This is a genomic window from Bacillus sp. OTU2372, from assembly GCF_038440275.1.
GTDB classification, from domain to species: Bacteria; Bacillota; Bacilli; order Bacillales; family Cytobacillaceae; genus Neobacillus; species Neobacillus bataviensis_B.
In genome coordinates, this window is record NZ_JASATK010000035.1 from 1 (window position 1) to 19593 (window position 19593).

At 40.2% G+C, this 19593-nt stretch carries 13 protein-coding genes and 2 riboswitches; of the genes, 1 reads left to right on the forward strand and 12 read right to left on the reverse strand.

Annotation, left to right across the window (positions count from 1 at the left end):
- Nucleotides 1-357: 357 nt before the first annotated feature.
- The 8 genes from ptsG to ypfJ all read right to left on the reverse strand — a co-directional run bounded on the left by ptsG (nucleotide 358) and on the right by ypfJ (nucleotide 12941).
- Nucleotides 358-2403: a glucose-specific PTS transporter subunit IIBC gene (ptsG, locus tag AAHB15_RS27650; RefSeq protein WP_335574135.1), complete on the reverse strand. Its 2046-nt coding sequence runs from the start codon at nucleotides 2401-2403 to the stop codon at nucleotides 358-360.
- A 188-nt stretch (nucleotides 2404-2591) separates the two neighbouring features.
- On the reverse strand, nucleotides 2592-3434 hold the full coding sequence (glcT, locus tag AAHB15_RS27655; RefSeq protein ID WP_098532235.1) for a glucose PTS transporter transcription antiterminator GlcT: 843 nt from the start codon (nucleotides 3432-3434) through the stop codon (nucleotides 2592-2594).
- Between the two features lie 175 nt (nucleotides 3435-3609).
- Nucleotides 3610-4935 (reverse strand): NCS2 family permease, encoded by a 1326-nt coding sequence (locus AAHB15_RS27660; protein ID WP_335574136.1) that lies wholly within the window; start codon nucleotides 4933-4935, stop codon nucleotides 3610-3612.
- A gap of 107 nt (nucleotides 4936-5042) precedes the next feature.
- A riboswitch (purine riboswitch) is annotated at nucleotides 5043-5144 on the reverse strand.
- A 240-nt stretch (nucleotides 5145-5384) separates the two neighbouring features.
- A complete protein-coding gene (guaA, locus tag AAHB15_RS27665; RefSeq protein ID WP_144567742.1) occupies nucleotides 5385-6923 on the reverse strand; it encodes a glutamine-hydrolyzing GMP synthase in 1539 nt (512 codons plus the stop codon).
- A gap of 129 nt (nucleotides 6924-7052) precedes the next feature.
- Nucleotides 7053-7154, reverse strand: a riboswitch (purine riboswitch).
- A 160-nt stretch (nucleotides 7155-7314) separates the two neighbouring features.
- Complete coding sequence (locus AAHB15_RS27670; RefSeq protein ID WP_342043742.1) at nucleotides 7315-9522, reverse strand: DUF4129 domain-containing transglutaminase family protein; 2208 nt, start codon at nucleotides 9520-9522, stop codon at nucleotides 7315-7317.
- Nucleotides 9519-10541, reverse strand: coding sequence for a DUF58 domain-containing protein (locus tag AAHB15_RS27675; RefSeq protein ID WP_335574138.1), 1023 nt, complete (start codon nucleotides 10539-10541; stop codon nucleotides 9519-9521). Before AAHB15_RS27675 ends, AAHB15_RS27670 begins: the two co-directional genes overlap by 4 nt.
- Before the next feature lie 200 nt (nucleotides 10542-10741).
- Nucleotides 10742-11683, reverse strand: a complete 942-nt coding sequence (locus tag AAHB15_RS27680) for an AAA family ATPase (protein WP_342043748.1) — start codon at nucleotides 11681-11683, stop codon at nucleotides 10742-10744.
- A 427-nt stretch (nucleotides 11684-12110) separates the two neighbouring features.
- Nucleotides 12111-12941: a KPN_02809 family neutral zinc metallopeptidase gene (ypfJ, locus tag AAHB15_RS27685; protein WP_335574139.1), complete on the reverse strand. Its 831-nt coding sequence runs from the start codon at nucleotides 12939-12941 to the stop codon at nucleotides 12111-12113.
- Between the two features lie 261 nt (nucleotides 12942-13202).
- Here ypfJ and AAHB15_RS27690 point away from each other — a divergent pair, with 261 nt between their 5' ends.
- Nucleotides 13203-15590: a M14 family zinc carboxypeptidase gene (locus AAHB15_RS27690; protein ID WP_342043743.1), complete on the forward strand. Its 2388-nt coding sequence runs from the start codon at nucleotides 13203-13205 to the stop codon at nucleotides 15588-15590.
- A 47-nt stretch (nucleotides 15591-15637) separates the two neighbouring features.
- On the opposite strand, the gene citG is transcribed toward AAHB15_RS27690, so the two are convergent.
- The 4 genes from citG to citE form a co-directional block, all read right to left on the reverse strand.
- Nucleotides 15638-16501 carry a triphosphoribosyl-dephospho-CoA synthase CitG gene (gene citG, locus AAHB15_RS27695; RefSeq protein ID WP_342043744.1) on the reverse strand — a complete coding sequence of 288 codons (864 nt, stop codon included), beginning with the start codon at nucleotides 16499-16501 and terminating at the stop codon, nucleotides 15638-15640.
- Between the two features lie 114 nt (nucleotides 16502-16615).
- On the reverse strand, nucleotides 16616-17146 hold the full coding sequence (gene citX, locus AAHB15_RS27700) for a citrate lyase holo-[acyl-carrier protein] synthase (RefSeq protein ID WP_342043745.1): 531 nt from the start codon (nucleotides 17144-17146) through the stop codon (nucleotides 16616-16618).
- A gap of 1 nt (nucleotide 17147) precedes the next feature.
- Nucleotides 17148-18698, reverse strand: coding sequence for a citrate lyase subunit alpha (citF, locus tag AAHB15_RS27705; protein WP_342043746.1), 1551 nt, complete (start codon nucleotides 18696-18698; stop codon nucleotides 17148-17150).
- Entirely contained in the window at nucleotides 18691-19593 is a 903-nt protein-coding gene (gene citE, locus AAHB15_RS27710; protein ID WP_335574145.1) for a citrate (pro-3S)-lyase subunit beta, read from the reverse strand. The genes citF and citE overlap by 8 nt, the downstream gene beginning before the upstream one ends.

Here is a 19593-nt window from a genome sequence, read left to right on the forward strand (position 1 = left end):
TTCGTCCTGAGCCAGGATCAAACTCTCCATGAAAGTTGATTAGCTCATTTTGTTACATTGGCTTAGTTTCTTGAGAAACTAATATTATTGTTTGTTGACGTTTTTGTTTGTTTAGTTTTCAAAGAACAATCATTTCGTTAATGCCTCAGCAGAAGCAACTTTACTAATATAACACATCGTTAAAACTGAGTCAATAACTTTTTTGTTTGAAATTGTTATTAACTTTCTCTCAACGACCGCTTAAATATAATACCACCATGATTAGTTTGGGTCAATACTAAATTTCACTTTTTCATTTCTTTTCTCCTATCAATTAAAAAAAAGAAGCCAGCCATTCGGCCAGCTTCTTTTTTAAACCTACTTAGTTATCTTAACAATACCTTCTTGTTTCATATTAACTTGACCCGACTTCTCAATTACCACCTTTTCGCCTTCAGCTAGGTTTGTAAATACAACCGGAGTAATGGTAGAAGTTGCATTTTCTTTAATATAGTTAATATCGAACTTCAAGAGTGGTTGACCTTGCTCAATGATTTCATTTTCTGTTACTAACGTTTCGAATCCTTGACCTTTTAAGTTAACCGTATCAATCCCTACATGGATGAGGATCTCACGTCCAGTATCAGAAAGAATGCCAATCGCATGTTTAGTTGGGAACAAGTTAACAATCTTACCATTAACAGGTGATACCACCATACCTTCTGAAGGTACAATCGCAAAACCATCACCCATCATCTTACCAGCAAACACTTGGTCAGGAACTTCCGTAATTGGCTTGATTTCGCCCTTAAGTGGTGCAGCGAATACTTCGTTTTGACGTGCATTCTGCATAGCATCAGTAGTAGTCGTCTGAGCCTGCTTTTGTTCAGGAGCCGCTGCACGAGGACGTTTCCCTGACATGATATCTTTCATTTGACCTTTAATGGTTTCAGAACGTGGGCCAAAGATAGCCTGAATATTGTTACCTACTTCAAGTACACCTGCCGCACCAAGTCGTTTTAATTCATCTTTGTTAACATTTTTAATATCTTTTACCGATACACGAAGGCGTGTAATACACGCATCAAGATTTGCGATATTATCCCTACCGCCCATAGCATCTAAAATATTAGAAGCTAAATCTCCACCTGCAGCCTTTCCTGCTGTTTGTTCGCCTTCTTCTTCCTCTAGCTCACGACCAGGTGTTTTAAGATCAAACTTACGAATTGCAAAACGGAAACCAAAGTAGTAAATAACCGCAAACACAAGGCCAACTGGAATTACAAGCCATGCATGTGTCTGTGGATTGATTAAACCAAATAGTACATAGTCAATTAAACCACCAGAGAATGTCATACCGATTTTTACATTTAACAGATGCATTACCATAAATGATAAACCAGCAAATATAGCGTGAATACCAAATAATACTGGCGCAACGAATAGGAATGAGAACTCAATTGGTTCAGTAATACCTGTTAGGAAAGCAGTTAGTCCAGCCGAAGCCATTAAACCACCAACAAATACTTTCTTTTCAGGCTTGGCTTCATGATAAATTGCTAATGCAGCTGCCGGAAGACCAAACATCATGAACGGGAATTTACCAGTCATAAATGTACCAGCAGTAAGATTTTTCACATGATCTGAAATCTGAGCCATAAAGATACGCTGGTCACCATGTACAACCTGACCTGCCTTAGTAGTATACGTTCCGAATTCATACCAGAAAGGTGAATAGAAAATATGATGTAATCCAAATGGAATCAATGCACGTTCAATAACCCCGAAAATAAATGCAGAAAGAGTTAGGTTCGCATTAACCATGTTGTTAGAGAATGCGTTCAATCCAGATTGGATTGGCGGCCAAATAACTAGCATGATTAATCCAAGAATGATTGCTGTAGCAGCTGTGATAATTGGAACGAAACGTTTTCCTGCAAAGAATCCTAAATAGGATGGAAGCTCAATTTCAAAAAACTTATTGTACATAGTTGCAGCGATGATACCAACAATAATACCGCCAAATACCCCAGTTTGAAGAGTTGGGATACCTAGGACACTTACATAACTTGTTCCATTAATAGACTTTGCATCAATACCTAAAACTGTACCCATTGTTACATTCATAATTAAGTAACCAATGATTGCTGCTAGTCCAGCTGTTCCTTCTCCGCCAGCTAAACCTACAGCAACACCGACGGCAAATAACAACGGCAGGTTACCGAAAACAATATCCCCGGCGTTCTTCATAACAGATGCAACCATCGCAACTCCACTATTATCTAGCCAAGGTGCTAGATTCAATAATGCCGGATTGACTAACGCAGCACCTAATGCAAGCAAGATTCCAGCAGCAGGTAAAAGAGCAACCGGAAGCATCAGTGCTTTACCAACTTTTTGTAAAGTACCAAAAGCGTTTTTCATTTAAATGACCTCCTGAAAATTTTTAGCTCATAAAGCGGTTACACAATAGGTAAAAAACAACAAAAAAGGCATGAGTAAAAGTACTATTGAAACGAAGTTTAGGTATAGACTACCCCAAATCCTTCAATTCAATTAATACTTTTCACTCATGCCTGATCGAATCAGTAACACGTAAAAAATAATAAGTGCTATTTAAATTTGTTTTGAAGTCTCTGCAAATGCATCGTTAAATAAACGGCTTCTGCATCGAAAACCTTCATTTTTAATGTTTGCTGCATCACTTTAATGAGCTTCCATGAAAGATTATAACACACCGGATATTCAACTTTCAATAGGTTTGCAATTTTTTCTGGTTCCTCAACCTTCTCAGCTTTTATCACGCGCTCAATTGCGAAACGGAGATGGCGGACAAGCCTCATGTAATCAATACTTTCTTTGTCAATTTCAATATCAAATTGATCCTCAACCATGGCAACTAATTTGCTGACAAGCTGTGAGTGCTGATTAACATCCGATAAATTTTTATTGGTCAAGGCACTATGAATGTGTAAAGCAATAAATCCGATTTCCCCTACCGGAAGGAGTATTCCTGTTTTTTCACCAATGTGTTCAACAACCGTTGAAGCGATTTCATATTCATGCCGATAAAGCGCCTTTGTTTCGACTAAAAATGGATTCCTCATTTCCATTCCTTTCGATGCTCTTGTAAGGGCGAACATTAAGTGGTCTGTTAGGGCAACATGAATATGTTCATTTAAATCTGTATGTGTACGCTGTTTGATTATATCAATCGCAGAGATAATGACTTCTAAATAATCCAAATCAATAAACGGAAGCAATTTAATGTAATTTTCTTGCTCCTTTTCATCTTTCAAAACAAAAAGCTTTTCAACGGTTTCTGTTTCTATATAGTCGCCTCGTTTTCGATTAAACCCTATACCTTTCCCGATCAAGACAACTTCTTTGAAGGAAGGGTGTTCAGCAATTAATACATTGTTATTTAATACTTTATCGATTAATAGGTTCGCCAAACCTTCACCCCCGTTTCTCCTGCAAACACTTACTATTTTCATGTTATAAGAGGTTAAACAGGAAGTCAACGCCATTGTTCGACAAAGATTCAAATAAATGAATGTAGTCTGTCACAATTTCGCCAGATATACAAAAAGGGAACTGTATGGTCACAGTTCCCTTGGAGTATTTGATTTATTTTAAGATAAAATATAACACAAAGATTACAAAGAATAGGTACATGATTGGGTTAATCTCTTTTACACGACCCTTTACAATCATAGTAATTGGGTAGAAAATAAACCCTACTGCAATCCCGGTCGCAATACTGTATGACAGCGGCATCGCAATCATTGTTAAGAAAGCAGGCACCGCAATTTCAAATTTTTTCCAATCGATGTTTCCTAATGACGATACCATTAATACTCCAACAATGATTAAAGCTGGTGCTGTTACAGATGATGTAACCACGGATAATAACGGAAAGAAAAAGATTGATAAGATAAACAGTCCAGCAGTTACTAGAGATGCAAATCCTGTTCTTGCTCCAGCAGCAACACCCGCTGACGACTCAATATACGATGTCGTAGTCGAAGTACCCAAAATCGCACCAACAGTTGAAGCAATCGAATCTGAAATTAAAGCGCGGCCGGCACGTGGCAGCTTATTATCTTTCATAATTCCCGCTTGGTTTGCTACAGCTACAAGCGTACCTGCATTATCAAAGAAGTCAACAAATAAGAAAGTTAAGATAATACCAAGCATTGATGTAGTATAAAACGAACTGTCTCCAAAGGAAGAAAAGGCTGCACCAAAAGTAGGCGCTAAACTCGGAACTGTGTCTACTACTTTATCTGGCATCTTAATTTCACCAAAGATCATACCCACAATAGCAGTGATAACCATACCATAGAAAACAGCACCATTAATGCCTCTTGTCATCAAAATTACTGTTATAACAATCCCAAATATAGCTAAAAGTGTAGGACCTGAAGTTAAGTCTCCTAAACCAACAAGTGTTGCATCATTATTTACAATAATCTTAGCATCTTGTAAGCCGACAAAGGTAATGAACAAACCAATACCAGCCCCAACTGCGTGTTTTAAATCAACAGGAATTGCGTTAATGATTTTCTCACGAAGACCAGTAAGTGTTAGTAAAAGAAAAAATATACCGGAAATAAGAACGGCACCGAGTGCATGCTGCCAAGGGATTCCACTCCCTAAAACAACTGTATAAGCAAAGAAAGCATTTAATCCCATACCAGGTGCTAGTGCCAGTGGATACTTTCCAAGTAGTCCCATTACGATAGATCCAAGGGCAGAGGCAAGGGCCGTAGCTACAAATACTGCACCATAGTCCATTCTAAGGGCATCTGGATAGTCTTTTATAGAAGCTAGTGATAATGTTAAGGGATTTACCACCAATATATATGCCATCGCCAAGAAAGTCGTTAATCCCCCAATAAATTCACGGCGATAATTTGTGCCATGTTTTTCAAACTCAAAATACTTTTGCATTTCTTTTCCCCCTATAAATCTTTTCTTTATTATGCAAAAAAATGCTCCGGTATATTCTACCGGAGCATGACTATAGGCTCGTGCAATATAAGAGGAAAAGAGAGCCTCTTTATTTCACACTGCCTCGTAGTCAAGCCATTTACGGTGGCTCGGTAGAAACTCTTGGGCCATATTCCCAATATTATACGATGCAATTGATTATTTACCTTATTTCCATTTTAATTTTAACAGGTCGTAAATAGCTTGTAAATAAAAAATACGAACGTTGTTATTAAAAAAAATAGCATTGTTCGTATTTTTGTTTAATCCTTCCAAAATTCATCCCCATTCACCATAAATCGACATGAACCATAACCCATATTGTGCATCTAGCTCCATGCCGACATAAAAATAAGACGAGCCTGCTATCGGCTCGTCTTATTTTTTTGCCCTAATAAAGGCTATTTAGTTTATTCCCATTCAATGGTCGCAGGCGGCTTGCTCGTGATATCGTAAACCACCCGGTTCACGTGAGGTACCTCATTCACGATTCGAGTAGAGATCAGTTCTAATACATCCCAAGGAATTCGCGCCCAGTCTGATGTCATCCCATCAATAGAAGTAACGGCGCGGATCCCGATTGTATAATCATAGGTCCGTGCATCACCCATAACACCAACACTGCGGATATCTGGCAGCACGGTGAAGTATTGCCAAATTTCGCGATCAAGCCCAGCCTTTTTGATTTCTTCGCGTAAAATCCAATCCGATTCACGGACAATTTCAAGCTTGTCATCTGAAATCGCTCCTAAGACACGAATTCCAAGACCCGGACCAGGGAATGGCTGACGCCAAACAATATCATCAGGAATGCCGAGTTCCGTACCAAGGGCACGAACCTCATCCTTAAATAAGGTATTGAGCGGTTCGATTAATTTAAATTGCATGTCCTCTGGAAGACCGCCTACATTGTGATGCGATTTAATGGTTTGTGCTGTTGCTGTTCCACTTTCAATGATATCCGTGTAAAGGGTACCTTGAGCTAAAAACTCGATTCCTTCAAGCTTTGTTGCTTCATCATCAAACACATAAATAAATTCATTGCCGATAATTTTTCGCTTTTTCTCCGGATCTGAAACGCCCTCTAATTTTGAAAGGAAGCGTTCCTTTGCATCGACTTTAATCACATTCATATGGAAGCCTTCCGAAAAAGTCTTCATGACACTCTCCGCTTCATTTTTCCGAAGCAGTCCATGGTCAACAAAGATACATGTAAGTTGGTCACCAATTGCTTTATGAATTAGCACTGCTACAACAGAAGAATCTACTCCGCCGCTCAACGCACAAAGGACTTTTTTGTCACCAACAGTCTCGCGAATCTTGGCCATTTCCATCTCAATAAAGTTTTCCATTGACCAAGTGGCATTGCATTCACAAACCTTAAAGACATAGTTCTTTAGCAATTCATTTCCATATACGGAATGAAGAACTTCCGGATGGAATTGAACGGCATAAAGTTTGCGCTGTTCATCGCTCATCGCCGCAATTGGACAAGATGGGCTTGTTCCATTAACGGTGAACCCTTCTGGTGTTTCAACAACAAGATCCCCATGACTCATCCAAACAGTCTGTTCACTAGGCAGTCCAGCAAATAAGGTTGATGGTTGTTCAACGACCACTGTAGCCTTCCCGTACTCACGCTGCTGCGCTTTTTCAACTTTCCCGTTAAAATGTACGGTCATTAACTGCATTCCATAACAAATCCCTAGAATTGGCAAGCCCATTTCAAAAATGGCTTCATCACAGCGGAATGAATTTTCATCATAAACGCTGTTTGGACCACCAGAAAAGATAATCCCCTTTGGATTCATTTTGCGAATTTCTTCTGCAGTTATCGTATGTGGATGAAGCTCACTGTACACACCGAACTCACGAATGCGGCGAGTAATCAGTTGATTATATTGGCTTCCAAAGTCTAACACAACAATTAAATCTTGCTTTTCCGTCAAAACAGTCACCCCTCAATTTCTAAATAATAATACTAGCTTATACAATTAAGCGGAAAAATAAAAAAAACTAGAATTCTCTTCCCAACATAAACAGGAAGGCAGAATTCTAGTTATCTCGCAAAAGTATCACTAAAAAAATTCCGCCTTCATAGTCAGGCCATTTACGGCGGCCCGGTAGATACTCTCGAACCCTATTTTCGAGGATATATGAAGGTATTCATACCCTATTAGAAAAGCGCAAGGCGCCTGTCTATCGGCGACAAGCACAAGACGAGCCGGCAGGAAGGTTGGTTTTTACCTTCATGACGGATTGGCTTGTGACCTCGAGCCGATGGCGCCTGGAGCTAGACATTGAATTAAAACTTATTGTAACAATAAGGCGTTTTTCCGGTCAAGCGATTGTCTTTTTAATTAAATTTTCCCACAATTTACGCGTTTCTTTCCAAGTTCCTTTTGGCAGACGTTGATGATAAAGATATTGTTCATAGCGTGCGGTTAAACGGGTCATTTCTCTTGTTGAAAAAAACGTATCAATATAACGTGCATAACTTCGAAGGGTTTGATCTTCTTTTCGCTTTAAACCATAACGCTCTAACTGATTTAATAATATCAGATACGCAGAGCCAAAATTTTCATCCTTTTTCTTGTATTTATAAAAGAATAGAATCCCATATGGAGCCCATCGTCCACGTAAGTGGTAAAGAAGGACCGCTATTCCAGCTAATAGAAGAGTAATAAAAAGAATCCTTCCCCAATGCAGTTTTACCTTATTCATGAATGCTTCCTTCCAATCGGATTGGTTAGAATCCTTCTTTGCCATTGTAGGATTTTTCTCTTCCTTCTGCGTTTTTTTTACGGATGAGGGTGTAATTGGCTGGTTACTTACGACCGAATCCCCTTCCACATCATAATTGATATTAACTTCATTGGAAAAGCCTACCGTCGGCTCAAATGGCACCCAGCCTAAATTGGGGAAGAAGGCCTCTACCCATGAATGGGCATTATTATTGGTAACTTCATAAAACTGCTTGGAAGAGCCCTCATCACCGTATGCCTGAAACTCACCTCCAGTGTAGCCCTTTACCCAGCGTGTAGGAATACCGATTGTTCTCAGCATGACCGCCATAGAAGTTGAAAAGTTATCACAGTAGCCTCTTTTGGTTTCGAACAAGAATTGATCGACATAATCATCCTTCTCACCCGGAACTGCAACATTTTTCTGATCATAGATATATCCGGTATTACCAAAATACTCTTCAACTGCCTTTGCCTTGTCATACCAGTTTGTCTTTCCCTTTGTAATTTCTTCTGCCAATTCTTTTACCCGCGGCGGCAAATCATTTGGCACCATCGTATATTTTTCATAAAAAGCCCTGTTCATCTCTGCAGGAAACGCAGTTGTCTTCAATAACTCAGAAGCTTTATATTTTGGAATATCAAATTCAACGGTAAAGGATTGGGGTACCACAGGCTGCTGATTGCTAGTAACAAAGCTAATTTTCTCATTGTGTCCATCGATTAAAAACTCATTTGTATTTTGGTTAGAAGGCTGTATAGATAATACCTTAGTAACCCCTGCTGGATACATGACATAATTAAATTTATAACTGCCGTTCAAAATCACACGGGCTGTTTCTTTTATTTTTTCCACTTCTGCCGGAATCGAATAAATAGGGACAAGATCGCCTTTTTTAAAAGATTGAAATGTTGATCCAGACGCAATCCAGCCCTTCCCCGTATACATATCTTTCGTTTCCATTTTCCAATAGTGTTCCCCATTGCCTTTATAGGCAAATACAGCCTGGTCATCCCCAACAAATGGACCACCTAAGGCTGTATCATCGGGACTATACCCGATTCGGTGCGGACCTGCTTCATGGCTGGATGTACCTGCCTTGTCGTTGCTAGCCGTCAAATACGGAACGGGATCCGGCCAGATTGGCGACGCTTTGGGTGCAGCTATCCCAACCAAAACACTGAAAAGAATCATCACGGATAGGGGAATCATCCACTTTCGAATCTTACCTGCGTCAAAATGAACCTTTTCTTTTTGGATGATTCGGTAAAAGGTCAGCATTCCCATAACCGCAAACCCCGCCACAACCGTTCGAATAATAGCTGTTTTCGCACTATAGGGTGTAAACGTATCTAGTACTGTTATATAGACCAGTGTCATAAAGAAAAAGATAAAGATCCGCTGTTTTCTTAAAAGCCAGTAGTGAATTAAGTAAACCATTAACCCTAGCAGGATAAAAAACAAAAGGGTTCGAAATTCATTTGATAGCTTGTACCACTGTCTGCCAATAAGGTAGCGGATATTATCCATACAATCCATCATGAAGGACGAGAACCAACTGATGTTAAAAAGTCCTTCCTCATAGTGCAGATGATGGATAGAAAATAGGATAAAAATGAGCATCAGGGTCGATTTCCAAATTCCCTTGAGATTTAGAAAAGATGCAGTAAAAGAAATAATTAAAAAAATAATAAAAATGCCCATATTACTAGTATCGGTTAATTGGTTGACCGGACGAAGCCATTCCCATAATAAGAAAAAACTGAACACGTATAAAAGAAACGTAGGAATATCCCTTTTCATACTCGTAAGCTCACCTCCGAAAAGGCTGAACTTTGCCCGCCTTCATTAACCATGACGACTCGAATTCCGCGGGCATTGGCAACCGTGATCAGAGAACGTTCATTGTCTGAGGCTGTTTCCTTTTTCCCTTTGATAAGAAAAAGGGTGATTGAACCTTTCCTTTGCCCAAGAAAACTTACCATTTCAATTAATGGTTTTGTCAACTGAGCCGTGACCAGTATAAAGGATACGTTTTGCTGAATAAACAGCCCCTCTGCTTCAATAACCTTTTCAAACATCTTTGAGCTTTTCGCCTCGATTTTAGCCAGATGATAAAAGAGTTGTCTAAGGTGTGGTTCTCCCCCGCTAATAGGAAAGTATGCCCTGTCTTTACTAAAGGTTAAGAATCCTGTCTGTGCACCCTTCTTTAAAACAGCTCGAACGAGTGAAGCCGTATAGGATACAACTGCCTCAAAGCACTTATCAGGTGCACAGTCCATAATCACCAACACATCGTGTGATTGGCGCTGTTCAAATTCCTTTGTCATGATTTCGTTTCTCTTAGCTGACGCTTTCCAATTAATCCAAGAAAAACGGTCTCCCGGCTGGTAATCTCTTACCCCAACCGCCATGGAAGTATCACGCTGGACCCGTTCTCTCGATGCAGTTAGGCCTTGATCGTATTGGTTCTCAAATGGCTGGTAAAACAGCTCGGAATAAGCAGGATAGACAATGACTTTTCCTTCTTGAGTAAAGGTTTTTTCTTTTTCAATTAACCCTAGAGGATCGCCAATTTTAAGTGTAAAAGAACGAAAAAAATGTTCACCGCGCGGCAGTTCATCGATGATATATTCATAAGAAAATTCTTTTTTCAAACCTGGCAGGATAAGGGCCTTTGCTTTTTTACGTTGTTGAGCTGATTTTAGAGGTTCATCCAATTGATCTTCGATAAGTAGAAAGAATAAGGGGAAGGCTTTCGTTCGCTTTACCTTTACGGTTACCTTTAAGGATTCCCCGTCATTGAAATCACTCTTTGGCAAAATCCTTGTGACTTCCAATTCATTTAATGAATATAGGGATAATGCAATGCAATAAATAGCAAATGGTAAAAAGCTATAAAATAAAAACCAGCTGACAAATCCTCCTTCGAACATGGCATATGAAAACGTGAGGAGAATCAGAATAGATAAGAGAATAAATCTCCATATTTTTTTAAAAAGACTCGACTGTCCTATCATGATTACTTCACAAGCCTTTGAACCGGTACAGGTACTCTTGCAATTACACGGTTGACAATTTCTTCTGCTGTGATCCCCTCAAATTTTGCCTCTGACTTCAAAATAATACGGTGTGGTAAAACAAATTGAGCTAAATACTGAATATCATCCGGCAGACAAAAGTCACGGTTGTACATAAACGCATAGGCCTGGGCAGCTTTCATAAGGGCAATCGATCCCCTTGGACTTGCCCCAAGATAGACGCTGCCATGCCCTCTTGTCCTGTTGACAATATCGACTATGTAACGCTTTATTGTATCATCGACAAAAACATTTTTAATTTCATTTTGGAGACCAATCAATTCTTCGAGGTTAATCACTGGTGTAAGCTCCTCAATCGGCGGTATCTTTTGGGCCCGGTTGAGGACTTCCATTTCCTCTTGCAAATCTGGGTAGCCCATTTTCATCTTTAGCAAGAAGCGATCAAGCTGCGCCTCGGGAAGTGGATACGTCCCCTCGTACTCAATTGTGTTTTGTGTAGCCATTACAAAAAAAGGCCGGTTCAATTTATGGGTCACACCATCAATGGTAACGCTCGCTTCTTCCATCCCTTCTAGGAGTGCGGATTGAGTTTTCGGTGATGTGCGATTGATTTCATCAGCTAGGATAATGTTTCCCATGAGAGGACCTGGACGAAATTGAAATTCCAGTTCTTTTGGATTGTATATGGATACACCCGTTACGTCGGACGGTAAAAGATCCGGTGTGAATTGGATCCTTCGAAAGTTGGCATTGATGGACGTGGCTAGGGCACGAACCATCATCGTTTTTCCGACACCAGGGACATCTTCAAGTAACACATGTCCTCCGGCAAGCAGTGCCACTAAACTTAATTCTGCGACATTCCGTTTTCCAATCATCACCTTTTCAATGTTATCTATAATTTTTTCAATCGTGGGGTTCATTTGTTCATGTGACAAGGTAATACCTCCTAGCAGTTTAACCAGTTTATGGCATTCCACTATGTATTCTCTTTTTTTCGGAAAAATCCTGTATAAAAAGACACATAGTTATTCAACATGCAGACAAATACTTGACTGAAATATGATGGTAATATTTCAAAAAATCTTGTGTTGTTCTCATTGATAGATACATATAGGTTTTTCCTTTTATGCTTGGCGGAATACAAAAAGACCCCTCCGATAAGGAGAGATCTCGCTTTATTGAAAGGGTATTACGGTTACTGTTGACACCTTTTCCCTTCTGTCATTACTACTTTTTCTAAAACTTTAAGTCATAGTTCCCGTCTTCCTATTTTTCTGACTCCTTCGGCAACGTGGAATCTGTAAGATTCTCTAATTCTTCGATGGCAGAAAGAGCATTAGAAAACAATCAAAGGTTAGCAGCCTTAAAGGTATCCCCGCCCTCAATGGTCCCGGTCCTAAACCCTTTATTAAACCAGCGCATTCTTTGCTCGGAGCTTCCATGTGTAAAACTCTCAGGAACCACATAGCCCTGTGCTTTTTTCTGAATATTATCGTCACCAACAGAGCTAGCTGCATTTAATGCCTCTTCCAAGTCACCCTTTTCGAGGTATCCCTTCCCCTGCGCGTAGTGAGCCCAAACACCGGCCAAATAGTCTGCCTGTAATTCATACCGGACAGAGTACTCATTTGTTCGCTTCCTGGCTGCGGAAACTTGATCTCCCGAATGCAAAAGCGTCTGTACATGGTGACCTACCTCATGGGCAATGACGTAGGCCATCGCAAAATCACCTGGTGCTTGAAATTCGTCTTTCAGTTCCTGATAAAAACTTAAATCAATGTACAGTTTGTGATCACCTGGACAATAAAACGGACCCACAGCAGCACTTTGAGATCCACAAGCTGATTGGACACTGCCGCTGTACAAAACGAGCTTAGGGTTTTCGTAGGTGAGGCCTCTTTTTTTAAATTCCTCAGACCATATATCTTCTGTATCTGCCAGAACGACAGAGACAAAATCCGCTTGTTCCTTTTCTTTTGCAGTTTCTTGGTATGGAGTATTGGTGTCAGATCCATTATTTGTTGACATGTTGTTCATTATATCCCCGGGATTTCCCCCAAGAAGTGTAAAGAGGAGCACGATGATGATACTGCCTATCCCTCCTCCAATAATGGTTTTGCCGCCAATTCCTCTACGGTCTTCAACATTCGAGCTTTCGCGTCTTCCCTTCCATTTCATTATTTTACCTCCCTAAAAATGATAGCGGGTTGCCATTTACTATTTCTATAGTGTTATACCCATTTAGGAGTATTAAAAGTATGTATATATTCTGAAAGTTATTATGTTAATGATCGTTACCATAGCCCTATCTTTATTATCCATTTTACCCAAATTAAGGAAAATAGTAGGTTGTTATTTTAATGAATATAATAATAGAATAGTAATGTATATAAAATACATAAAAAATAATAAATATACAAAATTAGGAGGTAAATAGGTGTGAATAAAAAGAAAAAGAAAAAAGCCGTTGCCGGCTTTCTGGTTGCGACTCTTGTTACCACTATTCCATGGGCAACAGGTTTTGCCGAGGGACAAAAGTGGACGAACGTTAATGCATACGAAGAGCAGGATGGAAGCAAGTTTAATAGTGAAAACTATGATTTTGTCAAGTTCTCTCAAATAGGCGCGATGCTGAGCAGCATTGAGAAACAATCCAACCGTGTGAAAGTGGAGGTTCGCGGAACATCAGCAGATGGTAATCCTCTATATGTGGTAACCATTGCCGATCCAACCACCCAAGGAAAGTTTGGTAAAATACAATCTTTACGAAAACAAATGTTTAAAAATCCTGGCAGGGCCCAGGATTGGATTGCCGCTAACCCGGATTTTAAGGTTCCGGTTATGATTAACGGTTCTATCCATGGAACTGAATTTGTAGGAAGCGATGCTGTTCTTCAGTTAATTGAACGCTTTGCTACACAGAATGATGCCGAGACCAAAAAGATTTTAGCCAACAATATTCTTATATTTAATGTTGTTCAAAATCCTGACGGCCGTGTCAATGCGACACGTTTTAATGGGGAAGGAATTGACTTAAACCGCGACTTCATTACGCAGTCACAACCGGAAACACAGGAAACCGTTGCACTGATTAAAGAGTGGAATCCAATGGTATTCCTTGATACACATGGATATGTAAAGAACTATGCTCCAAACCGTCAAGGGTTAATCGAACCTTGTACACCGCCGCATAATCCAAACTATGAATATGACCTTTATAATAAGTGGGCTTATCAGCAGGCAGAAGCAATGGAAGCAAACATTATGGCAGATAACGCTAGTTTTAAAGGCGATCTTTACAAGACCATGCAAGGCGTTTACGTTCCACAGCGTGATGACACAGCCGGCTGGGATGACTATCCGCCAATTTTCACTCCAATGTATGCCATGTATCATGGTGCCTACGGACATACACTAGAAGCGCCGACCAACGATTGGGATGGTGTCCGCTGGCAGTATGATGCCATTATGGGTGCACTGAAATTCGCAACAGAGAATAAGCAAGCAATGATTACCGATCAAATTGAAATGTTTAAACGCGGCATCAACTTTGACCATCCTTTCCACCCAGATGGCTTCTTCCCGAAGGCTTATGTTCTTCCGGTTGACGAAAAGGACTCAACAGTAACTGATAAAGCCGTTAATCATTTACTGACAAATGACATTGAGGTCGAGCAGGCTGCAAAAGCATTTACTGCTGATGGAAAAACATATCCTAAAGGAACTTACATTGTGAGGATGGACCAAGCCAAGGCCGGTTTAGCTAATACCATGCTTTGGGATGGTGAGGATATCACAAACGATACACCAGCCATGTATGATATTTCAGCATGGAGCCTGTCAGAACTTTGGGGATTTGAGGCGGTTCCTACACAAACTTCCGTCCATGTTACATCAACTAAAGTAACTCAAATTACTGAACAAGGTTCTGTTATTGGTAAGGGACCATTCTTAATTCCTAACAGTTCCGTGAAAGCTGTTAATCTAGCAAATACATTGTTACAGCAAGGGATAACTGTAACACGTGATGCAAAGGGTAACTTCTATACTGAAGCAGCAGCAAATCAGATTTCTGCAGCAGTGAAGGTATCCGGATTGAAGGTTGAATCAACTGCTAATGCACCTGGGGATGCAGTTCCTTTATCCGGCTTGAAGGTAGCTATTTTAAAGGATGGCGGGATGAGTAAACAACAATCTCACAGTGGAACAAAGCTTGCCCTAAAGCGTTTAGGTTTTGATGTCACTGAAGTGACCCCAGTGGAGGCCGCCGAAAAGGGCCTTACCGGGTTTGATGTATTTGTTTACAGCGGTACAGAAAGCCTTATTTCTACAAACTTATCTCCTGCAAACAAAGAATTTGGCTTCCAGAATGCTGGCCAGCTTGATTTATTCAAAGCTAACGTTAATGCTTTTATAGACAAGGGCGGTAAGTATATTGCCGTGGGTGCTGGAGCATCTAGAGCAACGAAAACACTTGGACTTACGGATGATACAATTAATACCGGCGGTTCTAACAGCAATGGAATTGTAAAGGTAGATTATGAGGGCACTGGTGTCACTGCAGGATATGCTCAGGATGACCTAGGCTTCGTGTATCGTCCAGTTTGGTATACGGGGACTGACAATGATAAGGTCGTTGCAAACCTAGCAAACTCTGAGGATTTCTTCATAGCAGGTCATTGGGCAGGTAATGCCGCTGCCAAGGGTCAGGCTGTCATTGTTAAGGAACAGAATAAGGATGTAACCCTAATCGGATTAGAAGCAGGCTTCCGTGATCATACTGATTACTTATTCCGCCTCCTATCTAATGCTATTTTTGAAAAATAAGAATACAGCGAAGGCCTGGTTCCTAGGAGGAGCCAGGCCTTTTTTAGCTAATTTGAGAGGAGATCAAAGATAACTGTTACAGCCAGAAGATCCGCTGAACCTCCAGGGCTTATATTTCTCATAATGAATTCCCTGTCCATTTCATATACCATCTGCACGCCTTCTTTTATTAACATTCCGCCGGAATCAAGTACCCTTTGGGAATAATGATGAACAAATTCCAGAGTTTTTAAATCATGTCTTGCAACAATATTAGTATCCTCGTTTACAGCCATTAGATGGAGAAGCGTGTGAACCAAGATATCATTCCAATGTAAAGTCTTCATTGATCTTAATTTTGTTAATACAGGGAGAGAGTAATTTCGCACCGTCGGAAAACCATTTTCAACCTCACCGCGTATACCTTTAAGTCCATAATTCTGATAAAGTTTTTCTCCATATGTTAGGTCTTCGGTCTTGTTCAAGCAGGTGAGTTCCCTCATACATAAACCTTGTGTCATTTGGGAAACTTTTGTACAAATTGTTTCTGTATCGACATTTTTGTTTTTGCTTTCTATCATGCAGCAAGAAGCTGCAGCACAGATAATACCTAAAGAAAAAATCAGACCTTTATGGGTATTGACGTTATTTGTTGCCTCAAACATTGCCTTTTCAGCTTCCATCCCAATAGTTCTTAAAGCTTTAAACAGTTCTTGTGGATTTTTCCCAGAATATTTTACTCCCTCCGAAACACATTCATTGAAGTAATTACTCAAGGCTGCACCGCTGGCCATAAAAGTAAAAAAATCCATATCTTTATGTGCTCCCGCGTTGAATCTGTCTACTAATCCAGGCTTAGGACTTGCAGAAACCTCATAGAGTAAAGAAAGCAGTGCTTTTTGCGAAATGGTTTGTATCCACTGATTAACCATCTACCATGTTTCTCCTTCCACCTATCCAAAATCATCAAAAAAGAGCGGCCAAACTCGACAAAATGTGGTAGTTTACCAACAGAAAGTTTATCGAAGTTTGACCCTATAATATACTTAAGGTACAAGATTTAAATATAAATCTACCATACTTTTAATCTTCTGCATTAGTTCCTCGATTGTATGTTTTCTGCTCCGTCCACATCCATGGGCATCTGCATGACAGAGCAGGCATTTCCGATTAGAATTACCAAAGTTCTCCCTTGAAATGGGAATCCCGTCCACTCCAATCACATCCAGATCAAATAGCCGCCCTAAAGGATGCTCATTCTCAATTTCAAGCATTAAAGCTTTTAATTTCCGTTGATTCTTATTTACAACATAGTACACCTCAAACCCAGTATTGTAGTGGTTGGTTTCATAGTATACTATTGAGGAGTCAGCCTCTTTGAGTTTATTTGCTAGTGCATTACAGCCCTCTAAAAATATAATGGTGCTCTCAGGTGTTATCTTTACTGGACCCGGTATATTGATAGTGAAAGAAATCAAAGGAAGATTGTAATTCTCAATTAATTCCTTCTGATGGGCAGCTCTATATTCGCGAGCTGTTAATAATTGATCAAGGGTTACCTCTTTGGCTTCTTTCATTTTAAAAGTCCTTTTTCACTTGATGAATCACATCGATAACTGATCCATCCCTATACTTAACGACACCGATAATTTTATCTTCAACTTTAATTTGTTCTGGAACTCCGACAATTTGATTTGCCTTAACCTTCAGTTCTTCAATGGACATGACCGGCAAGTTCGCTTTTTTAAGATTTTGATATAAATCCTGTCTTTTAGGGTTAACAGCAATTCCTTGGTCTGTTACCAGCACATCGATTGAACAGCCTGGCGTTACTATCGTATGTACTCTGTCAAGAATGGATGGCATTCTGCCCCTGATAAGTGGTGCCACAATAATGGAACATGCCGCTCCTGCTGCTGAATCACAGTGTCCTCCTGAAGCACCGCGTATCACTCCATCTGAACCTGTGATAACATTCACATTAAAATCCAAATCGATTTCTAATGCGCTTAATACGGTTATATCTAATTGATTAACAGCACTTCCTGGATTATCAGGGCTAGCATAATACTCCGCACAAATTTGCTGATGAAAACGGTTGTTTTTAAGGGAAGCGACCGCTTTGAGATCAAATCCTTGGACATCCAATAACTTTTTAATCAGTCCTTCCTCATGGAGATCAACCATTTGGCCAGTAATTCCGCCCAATGCAAAGCTTGCTGTAATGTTTCTCTCAATCATCTTTTCTCTTAAAAACCTCGTAGCAGCCAGCGAAGCTCCTCCAGACCCGGTTTGCAATGAAAATCCGTCTTCGAAATAGCCTGAAGCAGCAATCACATCAGCAGCACTTTGAGCAATTAATAGGTCTTTCGGATTCTTGGTAAAGCGTGTTGCACCTGACATGATTCCTTTGGGATCGCCGATGGAATCCACAACTACGATATAATCCACCTGAGATTCAGGAATACCAAATGGGGTATTGGGATATTCAACCAAATGATCTGTGATTAGAACAACTTTATTTGCATATTGGGCATCCACCTTTGCATACCCCAACGAGCCGCATTCCGATAGTGCTGAATTATCCCTGGAATATCCATTGGCATTGCCAGCTGGGTCACAAGAAGGTACCCCTAAGAAGGCAACATCAATCGGTAATACTCCCGAAGCAATTGCCCTTGCTCTGCCCCCATGGGAATTGATGACGACTGGAATGTTCATCAAGCCGTTCGATATACTCTCAGCCAGTTCACCCCTTAATCCGCTAGTTTCAATTCTGCGAATGACTCCAGTTTTTATATGGTTAATTAATGGGGCATGGATATCGGCAAGGGAACTTGGTGCGATAGTAAGATCCTTAATTCCCATTCCCGCAATCGCATTCATCACCATATTAATGATATAATCACCATTTCGGAAGTGATGGTGGAAGGAAATGGTCATTCCATCTTTTAACCCTGTTTCGCGAATGGATGTCTGGAGAGAATCAAGAATTTTATTCCGCTCAGAATTTCTCTGCCGATGTTTAGACTGTTGTGTATTTTTCACCAACCCATTCGAATCAAACTGCTGTAGAGTTCCAAGTCCGAAAATCTCTTCAGGTATTTTACGTCCAATTGTATTAAACATATTGCAACATCTCCTCAACGCAACCTTTATTTACCGCCTTAGCTAATTCAAGTACTCTATACGCTCTCTCGATGATTGGCTTATCAATCATTTTACCGTTTAAGCTAATAACACCCGAACCTTTTCTTTCGGCTTCTTTAGCCGCCTCAATAATTGCGATGGATTTGGTAATTTCCGCTTCCGTTGGCGAATAGATCTCATGCACCATATTAATTTGACGCGGGTTAATAAGCGATTTTCCATCAAACCCTAGCTGTTTAATGAGTTGGACCTCTTGAATAAAGCCTTCTTCATCATCCACATCAGAAAAAACCGTATCTAGCGCATCTATACCTGCAGCCCTTGCTGCAAAAAGGATCTGGCTTCTTGCTGCCAGCAATTCTATGCCTTCTTTCGATCTTGTTGTTTTTAAATCCGTGACAAAATCCTCGGCACCAATGGCAATCCCAATTAACCGTTTACTTGCTGTAGCAATCTTATAGGCGTTAATAACCCCTAATGCACTTTCAATCGCGGCCATTAGCTTGATGGTTCCATACTCCATTCCAGCTGCTTTTTCAATTTGCGTAATTAATCGATCTGCTTCCTCTACATCTTCCGGTTTTTCAGTTTTAGGAAGACGGATGGCATCAGGTTTTGCTCTGATAATCGCTTCAAAGTCATCTCTACCATATGGAGTATCTAGGCCATTCACGCGGACAAGGATTTCCGTCCGTCCATAATCAATAGTTTTCAGAGCTTCATAGACTAATAATCTTGCTGAATCTTTCTCGTGGAGCGACACAGAATCTTCTAGATCAAACATGATGGAGTCTGCTCTATAAATATTTGCATCCCTGATCATACCTGGATTGTTGCCTGGAACGTATAACATACTTCTTCTTAGCCGGTTCAT